At 50.7% G+C, this 26,454-nt stretch carries 21 protein-coding genes and 1 pseudogene; 15 read left to right on the top strand and 7 right to left on the bottom strand.

Going from position 1 to position 26,454, the window contains the following annotated elements; all coding sequences use genetic code 11:
• Positions 1-131 precede the first annotated feature (131 nt).
• The gene (locus tag HBA93_RS15935; protein WP_221723894.1) at positions 132-533 is read left to right on the top strand and encodes a putative quinol monooxygenase; all 402 of its coding nucleotides are present in this window, start codon (positions 132-134) and stop codon (positions 531-533) included.
• A gap of 54 nt (positions 534-587) precedes the next feature.
• Positions 588-1,085 carry a Dabb family protein gene (locus tag HBA93_RS15930; RefSeq protein WP_221723893.1) on the top strand — a complete coding sequence of 166 codons (498 nt, stop codon included), beginning with the start codon at positions 588-590 and terminating at the stop codon, positions 1,083-1,085.
• A 642-nt stretch (positions 1,086-1,727) separates the two neighbouring features.
• On the opposite strand, the gene HBA93_RS15925 is transcribed toward HBA93_RS15930, so the two are convergent.
• The 4 genes from HBA93_RS15925 to HBA93_RS15910 all read right to left on the bottom strand — a co-directional run bounded on the left by HBA93_RS15925 (position 1,728) and on the right by HBA93_RS15910 (position 6,657).
• Positions 1,728-2,045, bottom strand: a complete 318-nt coding sequence (locus tag HBA93_RS15925; protein ID WP_221723892.1) for a type IV secretion system DNA-binding domain-containing protein — start codon at positions 2,043-2,045, stop codon at positions 1,728-1,730.
• A 75-nt stretch (positions 2,046-2,120) separates the two neighbouring features.
• Positions 2,121-3,953: an ABC transporter ATP-binding protein gene (locus HBA93_RS15920; RefSeq protein ID WP_221723891.1), complete on the bottom strand. Its 1,833-nt coding sequence runs from the start codon at positions 3,951-3,953 to the stop codon at positions 2,121-2,123.
• Between the two features lie 89 nt (positions 3,954-4,042).
• Positions 4,043-5,488 (bottom strand): M81 family metallopeptidase, encoded by a 1,446-nt coding sequence (locus HBA93_RS15915; RefSeq protein WP_221723890.1) that lies wholly within the window; start codon positions 5,486-5,488, stop codon positions 4,043-4,045.
• Positions 5,489-5,520: 32 nt separating this feature from the next.
• A complete protein-coding gene (locus tag HBA93_RS15910; RefSeq protein ID WP_122007636.1) occupies positions 5,521-6,657 on the bottom strand; it encodes an ROK family transcriptional regulator in 1,137 nt (378 codons plus the stop codon).
• Positions 6,658-6,792: 135 nt separating this feature from the next.
• Here HBA93_RS15910 and HBA93_RS15905 point away from each other — a divergent pair, with 135 nt between their 5' ends.
• The 5 genes from HBA93_RS15905 (at position 6,793) to HBA93_RS15885 (ending at position 11,932) form a co-directional block, all read left to right on the top strand.
• Positions 6,793-8,364, top strand: coding sequence for an ABC transporter substrate-binding protein (locus tag HBA93_RS15905; RefSeq protein WP_286201986.1), 1,572 nt, complete (start codon positions 6,793-6,795; stop codon positions 8,362-8,364).
• Positions 8,365-8,445: 81 nt separating this feature from the next.
• Positions 8,446-9,366, top strand: coding sequence for an ABC transporter permease (locus tag HBA93_RS15900; protein ID WP_113944296.1), 921 nt, complete (start codon positions 8,446-8,448; stop codon positions 9,364-9,366).
• On the top strand, positions 9,366-10,235 hold the full coding sequence (locus tag HBA93_RS15895) for an ABC transporter permease (RefSeq protein ID WP_221723889.1): 870 nt from the start codon (positions 9,366-9,368) through the stop codon (positions 10,233-10,235). The genes HBA93_RS15900 and HBA93_RS15895 overlap by 1 nt, the downstream gene beginning before the upstream one ends.
• A gap of 11 nt (positions 10,236-10,246) precedes the next feature.
• A complete protein-coding gene (locus tag HBA93_RS15890; protein ID WP_221723888.1) occupies positions 10,247-11,197 on the top strand; it encodes an ROK family protein in 951 nt (316 codons plus the stop codon).
• 9 nt (positions 11,198-11,206) lie between these two features.
• The gene (locus HBA93_RS15885) at positions 11,207-11,932 is read left to right on the top strand and encodes a copper homeostasis protein CutC (protein ID WP_221723887.1); all 726 of its coding nucleotides are present in this window, start codon (positions 11,207-11,209) and stop codon (positions 11,930-11,932) included.
• 37 nt (positions 11,933-11,969) lie between these two features.
• On the opposite strand, the gene HBA93_RS15880 is transcribed toward HBA93_RS15885, so the two are convergent.
• Positions 11,970-12,872, bottom strand: coding sequence for a LysR substrate-binding domain-containing protein (locus HBA93_RS15880; RefSeq protein WP_122007633.1), 903 nt, complete (start codon positions 12,870-12,872; stop codon positions 11,970-11,972).
• A 205-nt stretch (positions 12,873-13,077) separates the two neighbouring features.
• Between HBA93_RS15880 and speB the strand changes: the two genes are divergently transcribed.
• From speB to HBA93_RS15855, 5 genes are all read left to right on the top strand, one after another.
• Positions 13,078-14,136: an agmatinase gene (gene speB, locus HBA93_RS15875; protein WP_221723886.1), complete on the top strand. Its 1,059-nt coding sequence runs from the start codon at positions 13,078-13,080 to the stop codon at positions 14,134-14,136.
• 94 nt (positions 14,137-14,230) lie between these two features.
• A complete protein-coding gene (locus HBA93_RS15870) occupies positions 14,231-15,310 on the top strand; it encodes an ABC transporter substrate-binding protein (protein ID WP_221723885.1) in 1,080 nt (359 codons plus the stop codon).
• A 138-nt stretch (positions 15,311-15,448) separates the two neighbouring features.
• Positions 15,449-16,486 (top strand): ABC transporter ATP-binding protein, encoded by a 1,038-nt coding sequence (locus tag HBA93_RS15865; RefSeq protein ID WP_221723884.1) that lies wholly within the window; start codon positions 15,449-15,451, stop codon positions 16,484-16,486.
• A complete protein-coding gene (locus tag HBA93_RS15860; protein WP_221723883.1) occupies positions 16,483-17,337 on the top strand; it encodes an ABC transporter permease in 855 nt (284 codons plus the stop codon). The genes HBA93_RS15865 and HBA93_RS15860 overlap by 4 nt, the downstream gene beginning before the upstream one ends.
• Entirely contained in the window at positions 17,334-18,131 is a 798-nt protein-coding gene (locus tag HBA93_RS15855) for an ABC transporter permease (protein ID WP_221723882.1), read from the top strand. Before HBA93_RS15860 ends, HBA93_RS15855 begins: the two co-directional genes overlap by 4 nt.
• Positions 18,132-18,556: 425 nt before the next feature.
• Here the strand turns inward: HBA93_RS15855 and HBA93_RS15850 are convergent, their stop codons facing one another.
• Positions 18,557-18,886 (bottom strand): NUDIX domain-containing protein, encoded by a 330-nt coding sequence (locus HBA93_RS15850; RefSeq protein WP_221723911.1) that lies wholly within the window; start codon positions 18,884-18,886, stop codon positions 18,557-18,559.
• Between the two features lie 209 nt (positions 18,887-19,095).
• On the opposite strand from HBA93_RS15850, the pseudogene HBA93_RS15845 reads away from it, so the two are divergent.
• Positions 19,096-20,460 (top strand): annotated as a pseudogene (locus HBA93_RS15845) (Tn3 family transposase); the annotation flags it as partial.
• Between the two features lie 115 nt (positions 20,461-20,575).
• Positions 20,576-21,133 carry a GNAT family N-acetyltransferase gene (locus HBA93_RS15840; RefSeq protein ID WP_221723881.1) on the top strand — a complete coding sequence of 186 codons (558 nt, stop codon included), beginning with the start codon at positions 20,576-20,578 and terminating at the stop codon, positions 21,131-21,133.
• Positions 21,134-21,638: 505 nt separating this feature from the next.
• Here HBA93_RS15840 and HBA93_RS15835 read toward each other — a convergent pair.
• Positions 21,639-26,129 (bottom strand): autotransporter outer membrane beta-barrel domain-containing protein, encoded by a 4,491-nt coding sequence (locus tag HBA93_RS15835; RefSeq protein WP_221723880.1) that lies wholly within the window; start codon positions 26,127-26,129, stop codon positions 21,639-21,641.
• Between the two features lie 79 nt (positions 26,130-26,208).
• Here HBA93_RS15835 and HBA93_RS15830 point away from each other — a divergent pair.
• On the top strand, positions 26,209-26,454 hold a 246-nt coding region (locus tag HBA93_RS15830; RefSeq protein ID WP_286201985.1), incomplete at its 3' end, for a transposase.

Genomic DNA, 26,454 nt, shown 5'->3' with positions numbered 1-26,454 from the left:
ATGAATTATAATATAAAATAGCGAGCCTGTAGTTGTACTTTAAATAATCTTTAAAATAGTATTTATTATTTAAAATAAAAACAATGAATTATAATTTTTATTAGACGTAATTGTTTATAAAAGAGGATTTTATGCAGTTAACAATAAAAATTATTATCGCGTCATTTATAGTATTTATGTCTGTTTTTGCTGCAAAATCAGCCACCGCCAAAAATAATCGCATTGCTATTATTGTGGAATATGTCGTGGTCGAAGGAAAAGAAGACAAGGTATTAAACATGCTAAAAAAACACGCGACACTAACTATCAAAGAAGAGCCCGGATGTCTGCGTTTTGAGGTGCTCAAACCTGCGTCTAAAGATGGTTCATTGGTTCGTAATCACATAATGGTGACGGAGCTATATGCTAATCAGAACGCGGCAGCCGCCCATGCGAAAAAGCCTCGTTTGGCTAAACTGCTTTCTGCGATCCGGCCAATGCTTACCTTTGAAAAAGTTACATCTTCAATCGTTTTAACGTCCCCTGAGCATTAATCACTTTAACAAAAAGCGTTTTATTTTCTGCCGGTCAGTTTGAGAGAATCCAATATGTTTAAAATTTTAACGTCTTTTGGCTTGGCGGCTGTGCTTTTCTTGCAAGCATTATCCGTATCACATGCGGCAACCGCTCGCGAGATACTTGATGCCCAACAGAAAAAAGTAGGAACTGCTGCATTCACATCGGCTAATTATAAATCAGGAACCATTCATCATATTGTATTATTCCGCTACAAACAGGGCATCCTGCCCAAGCAAGTATCGGAAGTCCGCCAACGTTTTTTAGCCTTAAAAACACAGGCCCGCAGAAACGGAAAACCATATATTGTTCGTATTGAAGAGGGCGTACAGAATAGCGGCGAAGGTGTCGATGGCGGCTATCAACAGGCATTTATCGTTACATTTCAGTCAGAAGGCGATAGAAATTATTATGTCGGCACGCCGGTCGTGACTAATTCCCGTTTTTTTGAGCCGGCACATGAAAGCTTCAAGCAATTTGTTGGCCCTCTTCTGGATTCTAAAAACGGCGTTTTAGTTTTTGATTTTTAAATAACGTCCTGTGCAGATTTTGCTTCAAATCCTTCGCTGTAAAGAAAGCAGCGTGGTTACCACACAGGGTATAATGAGATTTGAACCTGTCGTTTATAACTGCTTGTCTGTTATGAGCTTGTTTCAAGAGCTTTTGCAGTTTTATTAATTAGGAATCATAGATTAATGAAATATATTATTGAGTTAATATATTGATATTATTAATAAAATTAGCAATTCATATTTACCTCTTCCGGACGAAACGTCCAGTTTCAGATATATTTAGTTTGAACGCAAGGATCGGAGCGCGTTGTGCCAAACGTAAGCCTATCTTCGATATACAATAGATTGGGAAGGTAAGGTGATGAGGGAGATTATTCGCTTTGCGTGGGGAAAGAGCTTACTCAGTGATTGTATCGTCGCTATGACTGAAAAAGGTATCGCGGCACTCGAGTTTGCCTCTTCACACACGGCGATGGAAAGCGCGCTCCGCATCCGATTTTCTGACGCTGATCTGGAACGTAAACAAAAGAAACTCTCCGGCGGCATAAGACAGCCAAGCAGAAGTTCAAGGTCATGAATTGTTCGGTGAGTTTATCCGACAAAACGAACCGTGCGAAGGCGAGGGCTTTGGACGCCTCATTGGAGCCGGCGAACAGCGATTCAGCCAGAGTGCCATTGAGAATGGCTTTTCAAATCTTCGGCAGAAACAAGGGATGTGTATTTGAACAAATCCCGCATCAAATGATTGCCAAAATGGTGCAGTTGTTTGGCCGCTTCACGCAGCAAAATCCGCGCATATCCCGCCCATTCTTCTGCGTCATTGGTACGCCCGCGCGGCACAAGTGACAGAGTGTAGCGATGGAAATCATAGCCGCCACGGATTTCATTATAGAATGACCAGCCCTGTATATGCTTGTCATAGGGAGGCAAGATCACATCGCTTGGACGATAGAACTCGACAGATACAGGCCTATACATAGCACAAACACCTGAAACCCTCAAGGCAAACCGGTCTTGCATTGGGATAGGTTAAATAGTGTTATGACGCATAATTTACTGTGCCTGCATTACAAAATGGCCGGTTGTAATTTCTGAATATTGGCGCTCAGGCACTGCATATCCGACAGGGCGGATAGGGCTTCGTAATTCTTCCGTTTGTAACTGACGCTTCATATGACGTCTGGCCGGATCAAGCACTGGCACTGCCGCCATCAACTTGCGGGTATAGGGATGCTGCGGGTTTTCAAAGACGGCTGATCGCGGACCGATTTCAACAATCTCACCCAGATACATCACAGCCACACGATGGCTGACGCGCTCAACCACGGCCATATCATGACTGATAAACAGATAAGACAGACCAAGGCTTTCCTGCAAATCCATCATCAGATTACAGACCTGTGCTTTGATTGAAACGTCAAGCGCAGAGACAGCCTCGTCAGCAACAATGACTTTCGGATCAAGTGCCAGGGCGCGGGCAATGGCAATACGCTGACGCTGACCTCCGGAAAACTCATGCGGATAGCGCTTCATAATATCAGTGGAAAGGCCGACACGTTCCAGCAGTGCCGCTGCTTTCTCCTGAGCTGCGGATTTACTGAGTAACCCGTGCTGAATAAGAGGTTCTGCAATCGCATTACCGACACTCATACGCGGATTGAGAGACGCAAACGGATCCTGAAAAATCATCTGCACATTGCGGCGCGCCAGTCGCAGTTTCTCAGCATTCAGATTCAAAAGGTCTTCATCCTTGAGCAGGATTTCGCCGGAAGTTGCATTGGCAAGCCGCATGATTGTGCGGCCAATTGAAGACTTCCCGCAACCGGATTCCCCCACTAAAGCCAGTGTTTCGCCCGGAAAAAGCTGGAAGGAAACATTTTCAACCGCATGCACCGCACCGGTTGCTTTGCCCAGCAATCCGCCGGTCACATGATAACGCGTGGTGAGATTGCGGATATCCAGAAGTGGTTTTTGCATATCCACTTGTCTGCTAACCGGCACCGGCTCGTGTTTTTCGCCGGTGGCCATATCAATGACAGGGAAAGGCAAAGGTTCCGCAATACCGTTCATTGAACCCAGATGCGGCACAGCCGAAAGCAAGGCGCGTGTGTAGGGATGAGCAGCATGCCGGAACAGATCGGCGGTTGCGCCATTCTCAACCATTTCTCCGCGATACATGACGACGGTGCGGTCAGCGGTTTCTGCAACCACGCCCATATCATGCGTAATGAAGAGGACAGAAGTTCCTTCTTCCTCTTGCAGGGTTTTAATAAGGTCAAGAATTTGCGCCTGAATGGTCACATCAAGCGCTGTTGTCGGCTCATCGGCAATCAGCAGTTTCGGACGGCTGGCAAGCGCCATAGCAATCATCACGCGCTGACGCATGCCGCCGGAAAACTGATGCGGATAATCGGAAAAGCGCGACGCTGCATTGGGAATACGCACTTTATCCAGCAGGCGCAGTGTCTCGGCTTTTGCGGCTCTCGCATCAATATTGCCATGACAGGTCAAAGCCTCGGCAATCTGGCGACCAATAGTAAAAACCGGATTGAGAGAAGTCATCGGCTCCTGAAAGATCATTGCCATTTCACGTCCGCGCAGATTACGCATCTGATGTTCTTTAAGAGACAAAAGATTTTGCCTGTTGAGGAATATCTCACCGGAAATACGTGCGGTTTTGCTATCCAGAAGCCCCATGATTGACAGTGAGGTGACGCTTTTACCGGAGCCGGATTCACCGACAATGGCAACTGTTTCACCGGCATTGACATCAAAAGAAACGCCTTTGACAACCGGATTCCAAAGACCGCCATTATTAAAGGCTGTTGTCAGGTTGCGGACGGACAGAACCGGCGATGTGACTTGCTTCTGATCTGGCAGGGACATGACCGGCGCCTCCTCAAGCGGATCTAATTTGGGCTATTATACAAAGCGCTGCTGTTTCCTCTTATGCAGAAGCGCTTTGTTAGCTGGTGTTAAGTGGCTGCAGGATTGCGGGCTGATCCGATGGCAACAGGCTCGAAAGTGAAATCACGATCAAACGGAAATGTCGGATGTGCTTTACGCAAGCGCGGCAAGCGTTCAACAAACTGGTCAACTACACCTTGTGACAAGGCCATCAGGTTAGGATTGGCAATCGGTGCCAGTTCCGGAGACAAATAACCGGATTTAACCACAACGATTTTCGCCTGCGCAGGATCAAGGCCAAGCAGGGTAAAATCTGCAATATTATGATACGGGCGGCGTTTGGCACATAAAACCAGATCAATGCCGCCGGTGCGTATCACTGCCTGACGATCCGCCGGTTTATCGGCATCTTGCAGACGGATAATAGTGCCTTCTACTATAACCGGCTGGCTGCCTGCTGTGTCCAGTGTCGCGCCAATGGTTTGCTCAAAGCTTGTGCCTTCACCTGCCTCAAAACATTTTTCCAGTGCGGGAGCATCGGTAATACCGGCAAAAATCACGCCTTGCGCCTGCTGACTGATCAGTTCAGCCAGAACATCCGCGCGGTCACCAACGCCGCCGCCGGTCGGGTTGTCGCCGGATTCTGCGAGAATAACAGGTGCTGTTGTGCTGGCAATTGCACGGCTGACACAATCAGCAATCGTGCCGGTTTCGCAACCGAAGACAAAATCTTCACGGGCATCCCAATAAGCCTGTGCCAGCTTTTTAGCTTCGCGTTCAAGAACTGAGCGATCTGTGCCGGTGAAAATTGCAGCAGCGGTGGCGCGTGGTTCATCCGCCCAGACATAGCCCACCATCAAGGATGCATCCCAGATGCCATCGATTGCATCAATGTCCGGCAGGCGTGCATAAAGACCTTTGGCTGGTTCATCTTCCGTTGAAGTTCGCTCCCCCGGCAACACAACCGGCACCGGTGCCCAGATCAGACTAGGCTGCACGCCTGTTTTAAGGCTTTTCACCAGCATTGTGACCGAGCGGCGCATGGTTTCTTCAACATCAATATGCGGTGCTGTGCGATAGGTGGAAAACATATTCAGCGCATCAATAATCCGCTGGCTGACATTGCCGTGCAGATCATAGCTGGCAGAGATCGGGCAATCATCACCGACAATCATACGGGCATTGCTGATCCAGTCACCTTCGGCATCTTCCATGCCTTCAACAAACATGGCGCCATGCATGGCCAGATACAGACCGTCAATCGGCAGTGCTGCTTTCAAGCGTTCGGAAAACTCTGCTTTAAAGGCCTCATAGGCTGCACGGGAAACCGGCCCGCCAGGGATGGCACGGGCATGTAAGGTTGGTGCAAATTCCGCATCATAATCTTTGAGAAATGCAAAACGCGGTGCTTCAAGCAAGGCATCGCCGCGCAATACATCAAAATCCTTCTCTTGCGCGAGCACAGGATTATAAGTGCTGCATTCAGTATGAATTCCGCCTACGGCAATACGCATGAATAACCTCAATCAGATCGGGTTGGCGCGGGTCAATAGGGCCCTGCGGGATTAACAAGAAAACGATGAGCGGCAATGGCTGCGGCACCGCGTGCCCAGACATTATGATCAACGCGCAAAGTGCGGATATTGGTTTGCACCGCCTGTTGCGGCAGCACATTGGCTTCAATGGCTTGACGCATCACAGTGCCGAACAGTCCGTCAAAAGCATGTTCATCATGGGTTACAAGAATCTGCCCCGGATCATTCAGCTGAATGATATGTGCGATTGCTAAACCCAAAGCGGAACCGGCGCGATGCAGAATACGTATGGCCGTGCTATTGCCGGTCGCCGCCTGCACTTCAATGTCATCAAGTTGCTCGCAGACCATGCCTTCCGCACGAGCCGCTTCACGAATTGCATGCATGGATGACACAGTGTCCAGACAACCGCGCTTCCCGCAACGGCATGGCAAACCACCGGGTTCAATCGTCAGATGGGCAATCTCACCGGCACCACCGTGATTACCGCGATAAAGCTGACCGTCGATAAAATGCGCGCAGCCGATACCATCGCCAAACGACACCAGACTGAAATTGGTAATCTCACGGGTTTCGCCAAACAGCTTCTCACTGACAGCAACGGCCTTGGCATCATTCTCGATATAAACCGGCACTTCAACATGAGCCGCAACCATTTCCGCTAGAGGAACATTTTGCCAGCCGAGCAATGTGGACTGAATGCAATGACTTTGCGTTTCGTCAACAAAACCGGAAAGCGCAATGCCGATTCCTGCCAGTCGCTCTTTTGCTTCAGGGTTAGCGGTAAGCAATTGCGCTACAGCCTCAGTAATGCTGGTGGCAATGGTTGCAGGATCGCGCGACAGGGGAATGGTTGCCTGTGCAATAATTGTGCCGCCAAGATCGGTCAGTACTACGGGCGCTGGATCCTGCATCAGCGATACACCCAGCGTTAAGGCGCAATTCGGGTGAATATCCAGCAGCAGCGACGGTCGGCCGGAGCCGTAAACCGGTACAGTTTCCTGCAGAATGCCGCGATCAATCAAATCACGCACCAAGCCGCTCATCGCTCCCTTGCTGACGCCGAGTATAGACATCAGTGCGCTGCGGCTGAGAGGGCCGGATTCGCTGATGGCTCGGAGTATCTGACGTTGGGACGAAGAAAACATTGGTTCAACATAGCAAGAGGAAAGACTTCTTGCTTGACACTAAGTTCAATTAATGAACTAATCAATAGGGAATTAGTGCAAATTCGATCCAATTAAAAAACATTAGCGTGTTAAATAAGTAATAAGGGGTTACGCATGATGATGGGGCGAACATTCCAGAACCTGCACCAAAGTGCTGTGGGTGCCCGTAAGTTTGTTATGGCCGGTGTGCTGCTCGCAAGCGCATCTTTGCTGTCATTTCAGAGCTATGCAGCGACACTGACCGTGATGCAGACCGAAGCGCCGCGCTCGATGGATCCGGGTGATCAGACCGCGACCTATACCGCAGCGGTACTTGATCCTATTTATGAAGGCCTGTTGCGCCGCAGTGATACTGAGCCATATGCACCGTCGCTTGCCACCGAATGGTCAGGTGATGAAACAGGTCTGATCTGGACATTTAAACTGCGCGAAGGCGTTAAATTTCATGACGGCACGGCTTTTAATGCTGATGCTGTAGTGAAGAATTTCTCCCGTCATCTCGACACCAAACGCGGCCTTGCAGCCAGCGGCCGCCTGCGTCTTATTCTCGATAAAGTTGAAGCTGTTGATGACAACACTGTCAAAATCACGCTTAAAAAACGCTATCCCGCATTCCTGTCATTGCTGACAACCGCCTCCTGCTGGATGGTTAGTCCAACGGCTGATGAGGCCGGTACAATTGGTGCCAAAGCGGTTGGAACAGGGCCATATCGCTTTGCTGAATATAAATCCGGCGAATATGTGCTGCAGGAAAAGAACCCGGATTATTGGGGTGGTAAAACCGATACTGTTGATCAGATCAAATGGACATGGACATCCGAACCGTCGGTCATGAGCATGGCTGTTCAGACCGGTGATGCGGATATTGTCAGCCCTCTGCCGCCGGTTTTTGCTGCACAGCTTGGCAGCAGCGACGAGATTAAAGTTGAAAGCTCTGACGGTGCAGCCGTTTTCTGGGTATCGCTGAATACCAAGATGAAGCCGCTGGATGATGTTCGTGTGCGTCAGGCACTGAACCTTGCAACAGATCGTGACGGCTTGGTGCGGGCGATTATGCAGGGCTATGCAACACCGGCAAACTCACCATTGCCGCCGGTTTTTGCCAATTACGACAAGTCCCTGCCAGCGGCAGCTTTTGACATCGACCGCGCGAAGAAATTGCTGGCTGAAGCCGGTTATCCGGATGGTTTCAGCATGTCGACCGCCGTTCAGGAACCGGAAGCCCGTATCGGTGAGCTGTTACAGGCGATGTGGGCGAAGATCGGCGTTAAACTTGATGTGCGCCGTATGGAAAGCGGCGTGTGGAGCAAGGCCGCCTTTGCTGATGCTGCAGGCAAAGAAGCTGACGGTATTGGCTCTGTGATTGCCTCATGGTCAACACTGATGAACGGCAATGACCAGCAATTACGTCCGCTCTATTATTCCGCAAGTGCGGCACCGGCCGGTGCCAATCTCGGGTTCTTCAGCGATGCCAAGCTCGACAAATTGCTGGATGATGCCATTGACGTGCAGGATGAAGGCGAGCGCAGCAAGCTCTATAATGAAGCGCAAAAAGAGATCATCGATCAGGCACCGCATGTGTTGCTCTACACAACCAAAGATATCTATGCCCTGCGTAAAGGTATTGATCATGTCAGCGTCATTCCGGGCGGGCAGATCGTTGTGAAAAACGCCGTCAAGAACTGATGACTTTATGAGGCTTATGATGTGTTCCGCACATCATGAGCGCTCTGTGATTTTCTTTATGCCATCCGGAACGGGATATGTATGAAAACCTATATTATCCGTAAGCTTATCGGTCTGCCGCTGATCCTGATCGGCGTGTCTCTGCTGATCTTTCTGGCGCTGCGCGCATTGCCGGGAGATCCGGCGCGCCTGATGGCGGGACCGGAAGCGACGCAGGAAGCCGTTGATAATATGCGTTCTCGTCTGGGGCTTGATCGCAGTCTGCCGGAGCAATATGCGCAATTTGCCTATGGCGCAGTGCAGGGCGATCTCGGCACTTCTATCCGCTCAAAATTACCGGTGACCAGTGAAATATCCGAGCGTTTGCCATATACACTGGCTTTGACCCTGACAGCCTATTTGCTGGCGATGGCTATCGGTGTGCCGGCGGGTATGCTCGGGGCGATTTACCGTCATGGCTGGCCGGATCAAATGGTGATGTTTCTGGCCATTATGGGCGCTTCCATCGCCAATTTCTGGCTGGCTTTGATGGCGATGAACACGTTTTCGGTCAAGCTCGGCTGGCTGCCGCTGCTCGGTGCATCAAGCTGGAAAAGCTTTATCCTGCCATCTGTGACACTGGCTGTTCTGCCTGCTGCGCTTATTGCTCGTATGACGCGTTCGAGCATGATTGAGGTACTGGGGCAGGACTTCATTCGTACAGCACGAGCCAAAGGCGTCTCTGTTGCCGCTATTTATTGGCGTCATGCTCTGCGTAATGCGCTGATCCCGATCATCACCATTGTCGGGCTGAATTTCGGTGCTCTGATAGGCGGCGCTGTTGTCACAGAATCCGTCTTCAATTGGCCCGGTATCGGCCGTTTGCTGGTGGATGCTGTGCGCTATCGTGATTATCCGGTCATTCAGGGCGTTACACTTGTTGCAGTGACCGGTGTTGTCATGGCGAATTTCATTGCTGAGTTGCTGATTGCAACGCTCAATCCGCGCATAAGGTTTAACTGATGACAAATGCTAATCTTATCGCCGGATCATCGCGCCGCAGCATATTCATGCGCTGCATGCATTGGCTGGCACAGCATCCCAGCATTACTATTGGCGGCTTTCTGGTTTCGCTGATTGTATTATGCGCAATTTTTGCGCCACTTCTGACCGGTGCCGATCCCTATGAACAGGACTTGCTGAGTACAATGCTGCCGCCGTCATGGCAGCATCCGTTCGGGACAGATGACAGCGGACGCGATATTTTTGCGCGCGTGGTTTACGGGGCACGTATCTCTCTGCTGGAAGTCACGCTGGGTGTTGGTCTTGCTATAATCAGCGGTGTTCCGCTTGGTATCTTGTCAGGCATGGCAGGCAAGCGTGTTGATGCAGTTATCATGTGGTGCATGGATGTGCTGTTTGCCTTTCCGGGCATCGTACTGGCAATCCTGCTGGTTTCCATTCTCGGCAGCAGTCTGGTCAACCTGCTGGTGGCAATTGCGATTTTCTCCATCCCTGTCTACGCCCGCCTTGCCCGTAATCTGACCTTGGGGCTGCGCTCGATGGATTATGTGGAAGCGGCGATTTCTCTCGGGCTACGGCGCTGGCGGGTGATGACCCATTATATTCTGCCAAATGCCATCGGGCCGATTATCGTACAGTCCACCCTGACAGCCGGTACGGTAATTTTGTCGGCGGCCAGCCTTTCTTTCCTTGGCCTTGGTGCACAACCGCCTTTGCCGGAATGGGGAGCAATGATGTCGAGCGGGCGCAATTATCTCGGTGTGAATATTTATATGTCGCTGTTTCCGGGTATCGCGGTCATGATAACCGTTCTTGGTTTTAACATTCTTGGTGACGGCCTGCGCGATCTTCTGGATCCGCGCCGTTGAGGCACGCATCGATGCAGCATTCAGAAACTTCAAACATAAATCCGGTTTTCGCAGCGGATGTGGGCGGTTCGTTTATCCGTCTGGCATTCTCGCCTAAAGCAGGGGAGCTTGTGTCTCTTGATAAAGTGACAACGCCGGTTGATGACTGGTCAGGTTTTGTGCAGGCACTTAAAACATTGCTGAATAAGCATGGCGGAGATAATCAGGCACCACTTGCGCTGTCGATTGCGGGACTGATTGATCCGGCAGACGGGCGGGCATTCTCAGCCAATATTCCGTGTATCAATGGCCATGTGCTTGATCAGGAGCTTGAGCACCATCTCGGGCGTCGGGTTGTGGCTGTCAATGATGCCGACAGTTTGGCACTGGCCGAAGCTGGTGAAGGCGCAGGGGCAGGCCATCGCGTTGTGTTTTGTGCAGTTCTTGGTACCGGTGTCGGCGGCGGCCTTGTCAATGACGGGCGTCTGATACGTGGTGCCGGCGGCATCACCGGCGAATGGGGACATGGCCCGATCCTCAACACAATGTTGGAGTTAGAGGGTGAGGCGAACCCGCTTTATATACCGCGCTTTTCCTGTGGTTGCGGGCAAAAGGGGTGCGTTGACACTATTGGCGGCGCACGTGGCATCGAGCGGCTTCATCGGTATTTGCACAATGAGGAAAGTGACAGCCGCACAATTGTAACAGGCTGGGAGCAGGGGGCTGAAAAGCCCAAACGCACTATTGAGGTCTATCTGCACCTTATGGCTGATCCGCTGGCAGCCGTGATCAATATTACCGGCGCATCCATCGTGCCGGTTGGCGGAGGCCTGACAAGCGCTGAGAAGCTTATTCAGGCACTTGATCAGGCGGTCAGAGCACGCATTTTACGACGGATTGAACAACCGGTTGTTGTGCCCGGTCGGTTCCGCAGTGAAGGCGGATTGATCGGTGCAGCTATATCCGCGCGGCAATTATCATAGGGGCATAACATGAAGAAGATGCTGGAAATTTGTGTTGATGATCCGGAAGGGTTGGCTGCCGCACTTGAGGGTGGCGCAGACAGAATTGAACTCTGCTCCAGTCTCGATAGCGGCGGGTTAACACCAACGGCCGGATTGATTGCGCAGGCTGCTTTGGCGCCGGTTCCGGTCTATGCCATGATCCGCCCCCGTGCCGGTAATTTCTGCTTCACAGTAATGGAAACCGAAGCCATGCTGCAGGAAATAGATGCTATGCGCAAAGCCGGACTTGCCGGTGTGGTGCTGGGCGCTTCAACACAAGATAACCGGCTGGATATCGCACTGTTGCAACGCTTGATTGCGCGGGCAGAGGGGATGGGTCTCACACTGCATCGGGCTTTTGATTTAGTACCGGATCCGTTTGAGGCATTGGAACAGGCAATTGATCTGGGCTTTGAACGTATTCTGACGTCCGGCCGGCAATTAAAGGCAATTGACGGAGCTGATCTGCTGCTGCAGCTGGTACAGCGAGCAGCTGGCCGGATTTCAATCATGCCAGGCAGCGGCGTGAATGTTGAAAATGCGCGAAAGATTTTGCAGGTAACCGGTGCATATGAAATTCACAGCTCAGGACGCATCAGCCAACCTAATCCGGACGTGAGAAGTGTGGAACTGGGTTTTGCCTCGCCCGTCTTTTCACAAACCTCTGCTTCGAGTATCCGGCTGATAAAAGATCTCATTGAGACTACATATTAATGTTTTGCACGAAGTCGTTTTTGATAATTTTGTTCTCTCATTGAAACACTGGTACTGCCTCAGCTTCGAGAGTTGAAAACAACCAGTCAATGAAAACACGGACAATCGGTGCTGCACGTGCTTCGTGACGGCAGGTTACGAAAAACGCATCATTGGCAGGAACTGTGTAATCAAAAGGCACGATTAATTCGCCGCGGGCGATGAGATTGCTGACTGTCAGGGTATCTCCCAATGCTACGCCCTGATTATGTAATGCGGCTTCAATGGCAAGTCGCGCATCGCTAAAATAGTGCTGTCTGCCGCGAGGGACAGATTTAGCTTCTGCAACCGTAGACCATGTATTCCACTCGCGCCCGTCATCACCATGCAGGATCGTATGGTTCTGAAGATCACGCAAAGAGCGCAGCGGCTGCTTGTTCAGCAATGTCGGACTGATAACAGGAAACAGTTCCAGCCTGCTCCACAGGCGTGACCAATGATCACCGCATTTTCCGTCACCATAGAGCAGGCACAGATCAATATCGCGGCTTTGCAGATTGGCCGGATCATTGGACGGGACCAGTGTCAGTTGGATTTCTGGGAACTGCTGTGTGAATAAATGTAAACGCGGGATCATCCATAAGGAGAGCAGTGCAGGCACGCAGGCAATTTTTAACCGGCCGCTTGTCGCCGGTCTGGTGACGGCTGTTGTTGCGGCTGCAATTTCAGCAAAAGCATGGCTGACAGCAGGGAGAAGAAATGCGCCCTGCGCTGTAAGCTTGAGCCGTTTTCCGCCTCTTTCAAACAGCGTTACATCGAGGAAGAGCTCCAGTGCACGGATTTGATGACTGATAGCGCCGTGAGTAACATTCAGTTCCTGTGCTGCGGCCGTAACCGATCCGCAGCGTGCGGTTGCTTCAAATGCACGTAGTGGGTTGAGGGGTGGCAGGCGATTGGTCATGCAAAATCTCCCTCTCAAAATATGTGAGATATTCTCACACGAGGCATAGTGTTAATGTCAATTGATTTTCATCTGAAATTGCCTCCTAATTATCGAAAGATTTTAAAAAAGATCCGCGGGGACGGGCAAATATAAAAACGGATCAAATATCCGTTGATCTGAGCATTGTTGTTGATCCCCGTCAGAAGCGCTGAGGAGAACGGTAATGGCATGGGATGCAAATAAGCTGGATGAACTACGTGCTAAATATGGTGAAAGCCATGGCGGCGAAATGTTCGATCCGGTTTTTCAGAAAGTTGCAGCAAAAATATTTAACGAAAGCGGCACGCGTGTTGCGCCTTATGCTGGTATGCCAACACTGCTGACTGCGCCGCATTTGGCTGTCGATGCGGAAACACCGGATTTTGGCGATCTGCAGGTGGCGCTTCTTGGTGTGCCTATGGATCTTGGCGTGACAAACCGCACCGGCTCACGTTTCGGGCCACGCGCCTTGCGTACAATTGAGCGTATTGGCCCTTACAATCATGTGCTTGGCTGTACACCGCTTCATGAATTGCGGGTTGCTGATATCGGGGATGTGCCTTTTCGCAGTCGTTACCGGCTGGAAATGAGTCATGACGATATTGAAAAGCGCGTCAATCAGATTGTGGATGCGGGAGTTATTCCGCTTTCTGTCGGCGGCGACCACTCCATAACGCATCCGATCTTGAAAGCGGTGGGTAAAAAACGTCCGGTTGGTATGATCCATATTGATGCACATTGCGATACCGGCGGTGCCTATGACCTGACCAAATTCCATCATGGCGGGCCGTTTCGTAATGCGGTGCTGGACGGTGTGCTTGATCCGACCCGTGTTATTCAGATCGGTATTCGCGGGTCATCCGAATATCTTTGGGAGTTCTCGTATGAATCCGGCATGACAGTGATCCATGCGGAAGAAGTGACGGGGATGGGTATTCCGGCTATTATTGAGAAGGCGAAAGCCATTATTGGTGACGGACCGACTTATTTGTCTTTTGATATTGATAGTCTTGATCCTAGTATTGCACCAGGTACAGGCACCCCGGAGGTGGGAGGGCTGACAACACGCGAAGTGCTGGAACTGTTGCGCGGGCTGAAAGGCATTAATCTGGTTGGTGGTGATGTGGTGGAGGTTGCGCCACAATATGATGCGACGACCAATACAGCCCATGCCGGTGCGCAGGTTTTGTTTGAAATTCTCAGCCTGATGGTTTTCAGTCCTGCAATAACGGGTCTGCGATAATACGTCAGATAATGTGAGATTGATTTAAGTTAAAATTTATACATAAATTCACTGGGGAGACTGGCAGTTTATATCTGCCGCTGGGAGGAAGATAATGACGATTATGTCGATGAACCGACGCACTGTATTGGGCGCGGGTTTGGCTGGCGTATCAGTATTGGCCATGCCTGGTATTTTGCGCGCACAGGACAAATCCTTGAAAGTTGGCGTCTATGGCGGTTACTTCAAAGATTCATTTGATAAGAATATTTTTCCGGAATTCACCAAAGCAACCGGTATTGCGGTGGAGTCGATCGCGGAGCCTACAGGTGAGGCGTGGCTGGTGCAGCTCTCGCAGGCTGCCCGTGCCGGACAGGCACCGGCAGACGTTTCAATGATGTCGCAGGTGGCGATGCTGAAAGGTCAGGCCAATGAGCTTTGGGCACCGCTTGATTTAGACAAGATCAAAAACAGCTCGAACTTGCTGGACCGTTTTATCAATAAATATCCTGACGGTCGTGTTGCCGGTATTGGTGCTGTGTCGTGGTATATTACACTTGTCACCAATACGGACGTTTATAAAGAACCGCCGACTTCTTGGGCAGCACTGTGGGATCCGGCTAACAAGGATAAGCTTGGTCTGCTGGCTTTGGTTTCTAACTCCTTTTTGCTGGACGTGACTGCAAAAACCTATTTTGACGGGCCGGAAATTCTGGATACGGAAGAAGGTATTCTCAAGGTTTTTGACAAATTAGCGGAAGTAAAACCGAATGTCCGGCTGTGGTATCGGGATGAGGCACAGTTTGAACAGGCGCTGAAATCCGGTGAAATTCCGATGGGGCAATATTATCACGATGTCACAGGGCTTGCGGCCGCGGATGGTAATCCTGTCCGTTCAACCTTCCCTAAAGAGGGCGGCATTCAGGATGCGGGCAGTTGGGCATTATCCAGTGCATCCAAGAAGAGCGAAGAGGCGCATATTTTCATTGATTATATGTGTCAGCCTGCCATTCAGGCGACGCTTGCCCGTAAAGTCGGTACATCACCAACTGTCAAACGCGACAGCATGGATTTGACTGCTGAAGAATTTGCGGCAGTATCATCAGATATTGATCCGGTCATTCCGCGTTTTGCCATGTATCAGACACGCGCTGACTGGCTCAACCAGAAATGGACGGAAATGATCGCCGGTTAAAAACAGCGCGACATCCGTTTTCCGTCGCGTTTTGCATATTCATAATTCCCGTCAGGTTTTGCCCCTGACGGGAGCACCTTAAGGCAATGGCCAATATTCAATATTATGCGCGTTTGAGGGCAGGTAAGAAGGATAAGCATGTCAGGACTTGCACTTCAGAATATTGTGAAAGAATTCGGGAATTTTCGCGCAGTCAATAATGTTGATCTGCATGTACCGCACGGCACATTCGTTTGTATGCTGGGGCCGTCCGGCTGCGGGAAGACAACATTATTACGTATGATCGCAGGTCTTGATTTGCCAACTACCGGCAAAATTGCATTGGATGATCAGGATATTACCCGCATGCCTACCCATAAACGGGAGCTCGGCATGGTGTTTCAGTCACTGGCATTGTTCCCGCATTTAACGGTGGGAGAGAATATTGCTTATCCGTTGCGGATCCGTGGTGCAGGTAAGCAAGACCAGAAACAGCGTGTGGATGAACTTCTGGATATGATCCATCTCAAGGGGTTCGCTGACCGGCCTGTGGCCAAGTTATCCGGCGGGCAACGACAGCGCGTGGCTATTGCCCGTGCCTTGACGATAGCGCCAAAACTATTTTTGCTTGATGAACCACTCTCGGCGCTGGACGCAAAATTGCGTGAAGCAATGCAGGTTGAGTTGCGTCAGTTACAACAGCGGCTTGGCATTACGACCATTGTTGTAACGCATGATCAGCGTGAAGCAATGACAATGGCTGATACGGTTGTGGTGATGAATGGCGGCGAAATTCGTCAGGTTGCTCCGCCAATTGAAATTTATCGCCGTCCGGCGGATAGTTTTGTGGCCGGTTTTATCGGGCAAACAAATTTGCTGGAACTCGAGAAAGATGCCGCTCAGCGCGTGCTGGCCTTCGGGCAAGCGGTTGAGGCTGTCACTATGCCTGACGATCTTGCCAAGGGTATTCTATGTGTACGCCCTGAGGATATTGAGCTTATTGCGCCGCGCGAAGGAGTTCTGTCAGGGCAGGTGTCTTTCATTCGCGATCTGGGCGCAACAACAGAGACTTTTATCGATATTGCCGGCAGGCAAATCGTTGCTGTTTCAACGCAAAGAGAGAATACGCAAATTAAAATCGGGCAGATGGTTGGTATTGCGTTTGCTCAGGATAACAGCGTGGTGCTGCGCAAATGAGACGTGAGCCGCCACAGCATTTTAGGGATTATATGCCGATCCTGTTTCCGGCATTGATGCTGATTGTGTTTTTCGTGGTTCCGTTCGGAACAATGATTGCTGTGAGCTTTTTTAAGCGTCAGGCAGGCGGGTTTTATACAACCGATTTCGTGCTGGATAATTATGCCCGTTTCATATCAACGTTTTTTGGCGGTGTGCTGAGCTTCTCATTGGGGCTGTCAATTCTGGTCGCAGTTTGCTGCGTCGTAATGGCATTGCCTTTCACCTACTTATTAACGCGGATGCAGAAACAAGTGCAGGTCGTGTGGCTGGTAGCGCTGTTGTCAATTCTATCCTTGTCAGAGGTGATCATCGGTTTTGCCTGGTCAACTCTGTTCTCCCGCACGGCAGGGATAACCAATATTTTGGTTCTGCTGGGGCTGATGCAGGAACCTGTGGCATTGACGCCGAGTTTTGGTGCCGTTTTGACAGGCATCGTTTATCAGGCATTTCCCTATACAGTGCTCGTTTTATTTCCCGCACTTGTGCGTCTTGATCCGACGCTGACAGAGGCAGCACGAACACTGGGAGCGTCGCCTGTCAAAGCCTTTGCAACGGTCGTTATTCCTGCCTTGCGCAACACGATTATTGCTACATTGATTATGGTGTTTATCTTTGCTCTGGGAAGTTATTTGCTGCCGCAACTTTTAGGACGTCCGCAGCACTGGACCTTGTCGGTATTGATCACAGATCAGGCGATTTACCAGTCCAATATGCCGTTTGCTGCAGCAATGGCTGTCTTTCTGGTGCTGGTAACGCTTGGCTTGGTGGCGCTGACAGTGATTGCCGGTAAAAAAGGAGAAACAGCATGAGCGGATTTCTCCGAAAATTATATTTCTGTCTGATTGGCTTGTTTTTGGCACTGCCGTTGATTGTTGTGGCCGGCGTGTCGATTAATGAGAAACAAGCGCTGAATTTTCCGCCTAAAGGCATGTCATTGCATTGGTATGCCGAGATCTTCATGAATCCGGAATGGAGGAACGCAATGATCGCATCGCTGACTTTGGCGTTGTTATCTGCCGCTTTTGCCGTTTCAATTGCACTGCCATTGGCATGGTTCGTTTGGCGGCGAAAAGCCAAATGGGCAAATATTTTCCAACTCCTGGGAATTGCACCCTTTACGCTGCCGCCGGTTATTACGGCACTGGGACTGTTGACGTTTTGGGCAACGACCGGTTTTTACGGACAATCCTGGACGGCGGTTATCAGCCACGGTATTTTCTTTGTCACGCTGCCACTGGTAACACTGTCTCTGGGGTTCAGTTCTATCGACCGCTCTTTGGTCGAAGCTGCTGCTACAATGGGAGCGGAAGATCGGGTCATTTTCCGCACCGTCATTTTACCGTTGATTACGCCCTATATTGTTTCCGGATATGCATTCGCTTTCGTTTTATCACTCAACGAATATATCGTCGCATATATGACGGTTGGTTTCACCATGGAAACTCTGCCGATCAAAATCTTCAATTCTCTGCGCTATGGCTACACGCCGACAATGGCATCGGTCACTTTGTTGTTCGTACTGACTGCAGCAATTATTTTCGGCCTCGTTGCGCGCTTTGGTGATTTACCAAGGCTGTTGGGCGCAATGTCTGATCGCGATTGAGACCTGCAGAAAAATACACCGCTGAAACATTAAGGCTCTTCTCGCGGCTTTATCGCAAAGTTTTGAGTAAGACAGATGTGTGCTTATCTCTGAGCGCAATTATGCTGCGAACGCCGCAAAGAGCTGAAATGGCGAACGGTTGTCGTTGGCGAATTGGTTCTTGCGGATCATGTTAACAGCTTGATGCCAGCCAGATTGGCGTCGCTTTTGTAATGGGACCGCTCTCGGGACCGCCATTAGTTGCGATAGTTTTCTTGAAAAAACGCTGCGCTGCAGCCAATTTCTCTGCGGCCAGTGTTGGCCCAAAATCAAGATAGCATTCTCGGATCAAAGTCAGAGCATAATCACGGATACCATCAGACCCCTGAACATTAAAGGGGCACAGATATACGATAGCTGACAGAAGTAGCCCGGAGGGGATACCTTTAGGTTTGGATGCACAACCACGGATCAGGCTTTCTCTCAACGAACTCTTTCTTGATATGCTCGAGAGTGGCCTGCTGTCCGACGAATGGCAGCAAGGCGGTCGCCTCATATAAAGACAACCAACGAAAATCATCGTGTTCGTCGTTCAATTGCACGCTGCAGTCTGTCGGTGCAAAGGCGACAAATACCGGCGTCAGTGTGATCGCGTCGCGATCAGCTTCATAAAACTGTTCACAAATATCAGCGGAATACAGATCTGCCAGGCAGAGCCCGATTTCTTCCTCGACTTCCCGAAGTGCGGCCTGCCACGCGGTCTCACCATATTCGATGCCTCAGCGGCGTATCCGTCATTCTCGGCATCACCGCAATCGAAAGATTGGCCGGGCAGGCTTGCACCGAAGCCGAGGAGGCGCTGTTCGCCGATGTGGCGGAAAGATTGCCGCCGAACATCATCGCTAGGATGGAAACGCTGCTACGTATGGGACCGCGCACCCGTCAGAGTGGCGTCTCCTGGTTGCGGGAACCACCCGGAAAATCGGGAGATGCAGCCATGCGGGAAAACGGACTTTCTCTTGATGAGGCCGTCAATACGGTTGTCAGTTGGGAACAGTTGATACAAGCAACCGCAGCAGCAAAAGCCGCATCTCGTACCCGCAAGGATGATGACCTGATCGCCTACCTTCCAGCTCAATACGTGCGCATCCGGCGTTTCTCTGCCCTGTGCATGACTGCATTCACCTTCGAGGGAAATCAGCAGAACCGCGACTTCATAATCATCGAGTTGGAGAACCGGATCGCTGGCAACGAGATCTGGATCAAGGGGGCTCGCACTTGCCGAGCTCTCGACGAGAATATGATCTCGCAGCAGACCTATGCCATAATTAAAGCCGAGGCACCGGACCAAAAGTTGCGTGAGGCGGCGAACAGGCTAGAAGCCGGCAGAGGAGATACCCGTACCGGCGCGAAAGGCTTGCGGGTGCCGGCAGTCAAAACCACAGAGACCGAAGCTGCAATCGCTTTTGCAAGGCGGGTCGCGTCGGCCATGCCGCCAGTTACAGCAAATGGCAATCTGGCACTTAAGGGAGGAAACCTTTAGCCTGGCGCTCGCCCGGCTAATCGAGGCTCAGCATAATGTCCCGTTCGCGTTTGTATTCGGCTCGCACACCGTTTCAACGTCTGACGGTCAGCATATCTATCTCGGTGACGGCGGTGTTAATGATCTCGTCTTCGCATTTTGTTATGCACTCGACTTTACTTTCGTACCTCGTATTCCTGATATCGACGGGCGATGTCTCTATGGTTTCCGCGCCGCAAAACAGTACGGCATTCTCCAGAATGTCATGAGGGACCGTATCGACGCCGATCTTATCCGAGCACATTGGGACGACATTTTTCGCCTCATGACGTCGTTGCGTACGCGCACGGTCAGCGCATCCCTGATGCTGAAGCAATTGTCGGCGACTAGAAAGCAGAGCGATCTCGCCCAGGCATTGCGCCAGATGGGCAGGATCGAGTGCGCCCTGTTCACCCCCAACTGGATCAATGACGAGGAACTACGGAAGACCACCACGGCAGAATTGAACAAAGGCGAAAGCCGCAACAGCTTCGTACGCGCCGCCAATCCTCATGTCCTGGCCGTTTCCGCGATCGCAGACAGGAAACCCTGTCGATCCGAACGTCAAGCCTCAACCTGGTCGTCACCGCCATTGTTCATTGGAATACGATCTACACCGGCCGTGTTGTCAACGCGCTACATAACGCTGGACAAACTGTCCCCGCGCACATGCTCTCCAGTCTGTCACCGCTCACACGGGAGTATGTGAATTTGACCGGCGATTATCTTTGGGAAGACAAGCCTGACGTCGATGAAACTGGTTTCCGCCCATTATCATTCACCGTCTGATCTGCCTGTTGTATATCTGTACCCCTTTAATGTTTAGAGGCGTATAATTAAGGATATGAATTCTTCTCACTTTCTTCATAATTGAATATCATTAATCACTGATCAGTGGTGCTGCATGAGCATTGGTACACTAAGAAGACCAGAAATAATTCCTCCATTTGAAATTGATGAATTCATTATCCGTGAAGCCAACAAAGATGAAATGGATGAAGTATATTTGATGGGAATAGATGTTTGGGGAAAAGATTATAGTCTTGATGAATATATGAACGAATGCAGAGGTTCAATTAAATACCAAAAAGGCATTTGGTACATTATCGAGCATAACCATAAATTAGTAAGCTCAATTATAATTTATAGCCTTCCTTCATTAGACAACTTATTGGCTATAGGGCTAGGATCACTAGCAACAAAACACGATGAGCGCTTGCGTGGATATTCAAGTAAATTATTAAAACCAATAATTGAAGAATATCAAAAGAAATTAAACATTAGTATATTCGTTCTTCATGCCGAGATAAATACGAAATTCTACGAAAGATTTGGGTTTCAAGCTATAAATCAAAGTTTGCAAAAATATAATAATGCCACCTGTATGATTAGACACATTGGCTCTGAAAATTTTAGACAAATTGAAAAACTTTATGCAGAAAATTCAATTTGTTATTTTTAGTTAAGCTAAACCTATGCTGAAGTTGCGTGTATATTATTTTTATTTAATTTTAAACTGCTTAAAACATAATAACACCATAAAAAATCTCAGTAAAATGGCTAGTGTAGCCATTATTGTAACGGGATTAATTATGGTGAGTGTAGCAAGCGTTGAACATGAGAACAATGTGAAGCAGAATATAATTGAAAATTTGAAGCTAATAAACCAATTACAACTGGTCTGCCCCATTGGGTGATCTGGATTCAATGTTAGTGCATACTCGGTCTGAACTCTAGTACCGGAGTTGGAGTCAGATACCCAATGGGGCAGACCAAATATGTGCAAAATGGCAAAATGGCAAAATTTATCAAATGGCCGTGATGTTAAACAATAAGACAAGACGGTTCCAATAAGATTGTTATCTGTTCGGCGTTAGTGGGCGCTTTGTTCGAATTGAATAACCCCCTGCCTTGAACAAACTGGAGGGTGCCGGAACCTTAACTTTGATCCAGCATCACGGAAAAACCTACCACTTGGCCCTGAACCCTACGGTTCCTTTGAATGCATAACTGTCAGCAAAGTGGTTGAGAGAAGTGTTGATAGTGCCTTCACCATAGAGTGCATATTTGTTGTCAGCCCAGACATAGCTACCGCCCGCACCGATGCCGCCCCACGTCCTGTCACTGCCGGTTGTCATAGGCGTGCCGGCATAGTTTATCCGCGCGTCGCCCATGAGTTCCTGATAGAGATTGGCAATGCCATAGACGCTTGTATTGACTAACCGTCCGCCAGAACCCGTGAAGCTGTCAGCATAGTGGGCTGCAAGGCCGAGCCGGGCTGTCAGGCTGTCGCCGCTTCTATTGGAGATACGGGCGCCATAGCTATCGGTAAAAGTATCAAAATCCACCGCTGACCATATGAGCTGCGTTTGTGGTGTCAGTGACCAGCTCTGATCAATTGCAATGCGTTGGCCGGCTTCAAGGCTCATGGCATAACCGAAGCTCTTGTTTCCGTTTCTGAGGGTCGGATTAACAGCATCAATACCAAGATCGCTGTCATACCAATTGGCCTGCGCCTGCGCATCGACATAGAAGCCGGACGTATCGTACCACGTCGTCGTTGCACCAAGCCCCCATCCTTGCGTGTTGACAGAGCCCGAACCGTCGCCGGTCCGGTTGTCGATATGTGAGCGGGCGTTGCCATATTGACCGGTAATACCGGCAATCAGCTTGCCATTTTCATTCTCATAGAACTGCCCATCCACACCGGCCTGCATGATAAAGGTGTTGATCTCCTGATGCAGATCGCCTGCTGTTGAACTGTTTGCCTGACGGTTATGCCCGCCTTCGATGCGGCCCCAGACGGCCTTGCTGTCAGTCGCACCGGAGTTGATCTGATTGCTGCCGCCCAGATAGCGTTCACCCACACGTTGCTGCAGTGTCGGCAGTTTATTCAGAGCCTGCAGGGTGGCAGTGTAGGATTCATAAACCGGTGCTGCCGGGCTGAAGCGATCCGGATCGGGTGGTACAGGGCAGCTATTGGTCTTTTTGCAATCCGGATCGACCGGAACATCTTTGATCATTTGGCTGACCAGATACCAGTTGCCGTCATTTGGCGTGTTGATGCCACCCTTCTGCAGCGTGTAGGCATAGGCAGAGTCAGTCATGATTGCCTGCTTACCGTCTTTGGTCTTGTAATCGCCGTTAAGCGTAAAGATGCCGTCCGAATTGCCGTCAACTTTAATAATCTCGATGCCGTTGCTGGTCTTGCCGCCAAAGCCTTGGCGGTTGTTAACAGCAATCTGGCTGGTGCCGGATGTATCGCCATTAACATTCATTCGATCTGTCAGGGAATTGTCGTCGCCCAGTACCGCCGACATATGTAGCGTACCGCCATTGCCCGTGTAATTTCCCGCGACATTGAGCACGGCTCCGCTCGTACCGCCGAAATAAATATCACCGCCATTTGAGAGCGCAGCAAGCGTCGTATCAAAGCCGCCAAGTCTGATCGAAGCGCCGTTTACTACCGCAAAGGCGGACGCGGCCGAGAAACCGCCAACAGTCCCTTGTACCAGATCACCTTTGTTGACGGTCGTGGCACCCGAATAGTGGTTCTGGCCATAAAGTATCAGATCGCCATCACCGTTTTTGGTGATACCGCCAGTACCGGAGATCGAACCAGAGAAGTCGCCATGCAGGTTCTGATTAAGCGTGAGGGTGCCGAAACCGAGTGTGATATCACCGTCGCCCGACTGTTCGCCGATCAGATTGCCAACCGTTTCGTTAAAGCCGTCCAGATCAAGTTTTGCATCGCCTTTGATCGACACATTGCCCGAACCAAAGGCATTGTCGGCAATACCGGCTTTAGCGATGCCTTGCTCTACTGTCAGCCCGCCGGAATATGTGTTATTGCCGGCAAAGACCGTCGTACCAATGTTATCCTTTACCACCGCACCAATGCCGCTTATCCGGTTCTCGAGTGTGAAATTCTGTTCCTTATTGATCCGCAGATCACCGTGGTCGAACTGTGTGCCAGCAAGCACAATCTCGGGACTGTTGTCGATGCTGCCATTGTCACTCAGTTCCAGCGTGCCCTCATTCACCGTGGTCGTGCCGCTATAGGTGTTGGTGCCGGTCAGGTTAAGCGTGCCGTAGCCACCCTTAACGATTCCGTTCTGGCCCTCAAGCGCCGAGGCGATGGTTGCCGTCATATTACGGCTATCGGCCCGATCGCCATTGCCGACGAGAACCCAGTTATCCGCACCGCCAAGCGTGATGGAGCCATTCTCAATCCTGTAGCCGTCGACGAAGAACTGCATACCGCTGACTGTCGGCGTGAAACCCTGTTCGATGGTAACGGTGCCGCCTGTCCCCTGAAAGACAGCGAAATTATCGTTGCCCCATTGGCCATTTAAAATGCCGTCCTTGTCAGTCCAGCTGGTATTAGTGCCGTTCCAGATCCCGTTGCCACCCTGAATGATGTCATCATTGCCCGGACCTGCGCCATCCCAGAAATTGAGGATCAGGCCACCATCATTGATCAGATTGATCTGACCGTCATTGTCTAGCACCTGCAGTTCGTAATTGGGATTGCTGCCTGGAGCCATGTCCATGCCGTTGTTTGTCAGAATACCGTCTGTCTGGAAAATGCGGTAGAGGCCGGCGCCGAAATTGCTGTTCGGGTTGACCGTCAGCGTACCATTGACAGTCAGGTTGCCAGCAACGTGAAAAAGCTCATTGATCGATGCCCGGCCATGCAGCGTCACATCGACATTGCTGTTGGCATTGAGCGTCAGATCCTTGAGGAAATTGAGCCGTTGCCCGGTCTGACCGAACAGATTACCGCTATCGGCAACGGTGGTCATACCGCCGATCGTGCCATGACCGCCGAGCGAAGCGCCGGATGCAACATTAACCTTCCCATCGCCAAGTTTGCCACCGTCAAGGCGCAATGATCCGGTATTGATATCTGTATTACCTGTGAAGCCGCTGCTGTCACCCGACAAAGCCAGCGTGCCGTTACCTGACTTGGTCAGGCCGCCTGCACCGGTAAAGACATTTGACAGCGCAAACACATTATTGGCATCAGTGATATCGAAGCTGCCGCCATTTGCACCCCAGTTGATCGCATTATCCGTGCCTCGAAAATAGGTGCCGGTGACCCGTAAGGTGCCGCCGTCAAAATTGAGAGCACCTGAACCAAGGTTCGCTTCCTGTCCGACCGAGATTACTCCGGCCATGAAAAAAGTGTCGCCATAGCTGTTATTGCCTGAAAGCGTCAGCGTGTTGGTACCCTTTTGCGTCACATTCCCCGTGCCGCTGATCGCGGCATCAAGTGTTGTCGCGCCATTATTGTTGACGATCAGGTCGCCGCCGCCAAGAGCAATATCGCCGATAATCGAACCATCCGTCGTACCATCACCCAGTTGCAGGATACCTCCAAAAACCGTTGTCCCGCCCGTATAGGTGTTGTTCCCCGACAAAACCAGTTTACCCGCGCCAAGCTTGGTCATCGCACCGTCCGCACCCAAATTCTGACTGACGGTAAAGGTGTTGCCTGCATTGGCAATGTCGAAACCGCCACCCTGACTGCCCCAGTTGATCACGCGTGTGGTGTTATTGAATGTTGTGCCGGTGATCTGCAAAATACCGCCCTTGAAGCTGAGTGCCCCTGCGGCATCACCCAGATTGGTGTTTTTGCTCACCGACAGCGTACCCGCATCCAGAATGGTGCTGCCTGTATAAGTATTGTCGGCACTCAGAACCGTCGTGCCGCTTCCCCGCTGTGCAATATTGCCGGTACCAGAAATAACACCACTGTGAGGCAGCAAATCGGAATGGTTAAAAGCCAGTGTACCCTTCATCGTAGCATCAAGGCCGGTGTTGACATTCCCTGTGATGGTACCCCCTGTACCGCCATCGCCGATTTGAAGCACACCCTGTTTGATCGTCCATGACTCAGAGCTGCCGGTCAGCGACCATATACTGGCACCGGTCTTTTCATTGGTTTGAAAACCATAATATTGTGCGTTGCCATTGATTGTTATTCCGGAGGTTATGTTTCCGGCAAATGTCGCATCCGTATCGCCACTAAGCACAAATGTGTTTGTCGCACCGCCCACGGTTGTTCCATATACAATTCCGGTGATGTTTGAACCGGCATGAAGCTCAAGCCTGTTCGTTCCGCCTTGAAAGCGTATCGCGTATCCGTCTTTACCTGCGGGGCCATTTCCCTGGGCTCCCCCTTTGCCGCCGCCAATGGCACTGCTGTTCACAACCGTCAGATCAGAGCCGACAATACCGTCGCCGCCGTCGCCGGCACCACCAGTAACATGGAAACCTCCCGTGCCAGATGCGCCGCCGTCACCGCCGAGGATAATGCCCGTGTTTGTGATAGTCCCGCCTGAAGCATTGATCCCATGGCCGCCTTTGCCGCCCTTGCCGTTTGAAGCGCCATAGGTTGGTTCACAACAGTTTGTAACCGAACCGCCATTACCACCTTTGCCGCTGTCCGACATCAGCGCCCTTGAGACAAAACAGTGTTAATTGAGAAGAGAGGATTTTCGGCTCATGATAGCTCTATCAAAGGAAGCGAAGATGAGACAGAAACCTGTACCGCAGACATCGGCGGCTGAAAGGACGATCAAGGATATACGGCGCGCGACGCGCAAGCCCTACTCGTCGGAGGAGAAAATCCGCATTGTTCTGGAAGGCCTGCGTGGCGAGGACAGTATTGCCGCGATTTGTCGCCGCGAAGGGATCGCCGTGGACTTGTCCCGTTTTATTTCCGCCTCTTTATCTCGTTTCGGCGGTTATCTGTTCGAATTGAGCGGGCGATATTCC

It is taken from the genome of Ochrobactrum sp. SFR4, assembly GCF_019730395.1.
Lineage (GTDB): Bacteria > Pseudomonadota > Alphaproteobacteria > Rhizobiales > Rhizobiaceae > Pseudochrobactrum.
Note: the sequence above shows the minus strand (reverse complement) of the source record. Positions and strands in the feature narration are given on the sequence as shown.

What these genes read in the sequence shown, in the direction of transcription:
- HBA93_RS15935 (WP_221723894.1), top strand. Translation starts at nt 132, where the DNA reads ATGCAGTTAACAATAAAAATTATTATCGCGTCATTTATAGTATTTATG.
- HBA93_RS15930 (WP_221723893.1), top strand. Translation starts at nt 588, where the DNA reads ATGTTTAAAATTTTAACGTCTTTTGGCTTGGCGGCTGTGCTTTTCTTG.
- HBA93_RS15925 (WP_221723892.1), bottom strand. Translation starts at nt 2,045, where the DNA reads ATGTATAGGCCTGTATCTGTCGAGTTCTATCGTCCAAGCGATGTGATC.
- HBA93_RS15920 (WP_221723891.1), bottom strand. Translation starts at nt 3,953, where the DNA reads ATGTCCCTGCCAGATCAGAAGCAAGTCACATCGCCGGTTCTGTCCGTC.
- HBA93_RS15915 (WP_221723890.1), bottom strand. Translation starts at nt 5,488, where the DNA reads ATGCGTATTGCCGTAGGCGGAATTCATACTGAATGCAGCACTTATAAT.
- HBA93_RS15910 (WP_122007636.1), bottom strand. Translation starts at nt 6,657, where the DNA reads ATGTTTTCTTCGTCCCAACGTCAGATACTCCGAGCCATCAGCGAATCC.
- HBA93_RS15905 (WP_286201986.1), top strand. Translation starts at nt 6,793, where the DNA reads ATGATGATGGGGCGAACATTCCAGAACCTGCACCAAAGTGCTGTGGGT.
- HBA93_RS15900 (WP_113944296.1), top strand. Translation starts at nt 8,446, where the DNA reads ATGAAAACCTATATTATCCGTAAGCTTATCGGTCTGCCGCTGATCCTG.
- HBA93_RS15895 (WP_221723889.1), top strand. Translation starts at nt 9,366, where the DNA reads ATGACAAATGCTAATCTTATCGCCGGATCATCGCGCCGCAGCATATTC.
- HBA93_RS15890 (WP_221723888.1), top strand. Translation starts at nt 10,247, where the DNA reads ATGCAGCATTCAGAAACTTCAAACATAAATCCGGTTTTCGCAGCGGAT.
- HBA93_RS15885 (WP_221723887.1), top strand. Translation starts at nt 11,207, where the DNA reads ATGAAGAAGATGCTGGAAATTTGTGTTGATGATCCGGAAGGGTTGGCT.
- HBA93_RS15880 (WP_122007633.1), bottom strand. Translation starts at nt 12,872, where the DNA reads ATGACCAATCGCCTGCCACCCCTCAACCCACTACGTGCATTTGAAGCA.
- speB (WP_221723886.1), top strand. Translation starts at nt 13,078, where the DNA reads ATGGCATGGGATGCAAATAAGCTGGATGAACTACGTGCTAAATATGGT.
- HBA93_RS15870 (WP_221723885.1), top strand. Translation starts at nt 14,231, where the DNA reads ATGACGATTATGTCGATGAACCGACGCACTGTATTGGGCGCGGGTTTG.
- HBA93_RS15865 (WP_221723884.1), top strand. Translation starts at nt 15,449, where the DNA reads ATGTCAGGACTTGCACTTCAGAATATTGTGAAAGAATTCGGGAATTTT.
- HBA93_RS15860 (WP_221723883.1), top strand. Translation starts at nt 16,483, where the DNA reads ATGAGACGTGAGCCGCCACAGCATTTTAGGGATTATATGCCGATCCTG.
- HBA93_RS15855 (WP_221723882.1), top strand. Translation starts at nt 17,334, where the DNA reads ATGAGCGGATTTCTCCGAAAATTATATTTCTGTCTGATTGGCTTGTTT.
- HBA93_RS15840 (WP_221723881.1), top strand. Translation starts at nt 20,576, where the DNA reads ATGAGCATTGGTACACTAAGAAGACCAGAAATAATTCCTCCATTTGAA.
- HBA93_RS15835 (WP_221723880.1), bottom strand. Translation starts at nt 26,129, where the DNA reads ATGTCGGACAGCGGCAAAGGTGGTAATGGCGGTTCGGTTACAAACTGT.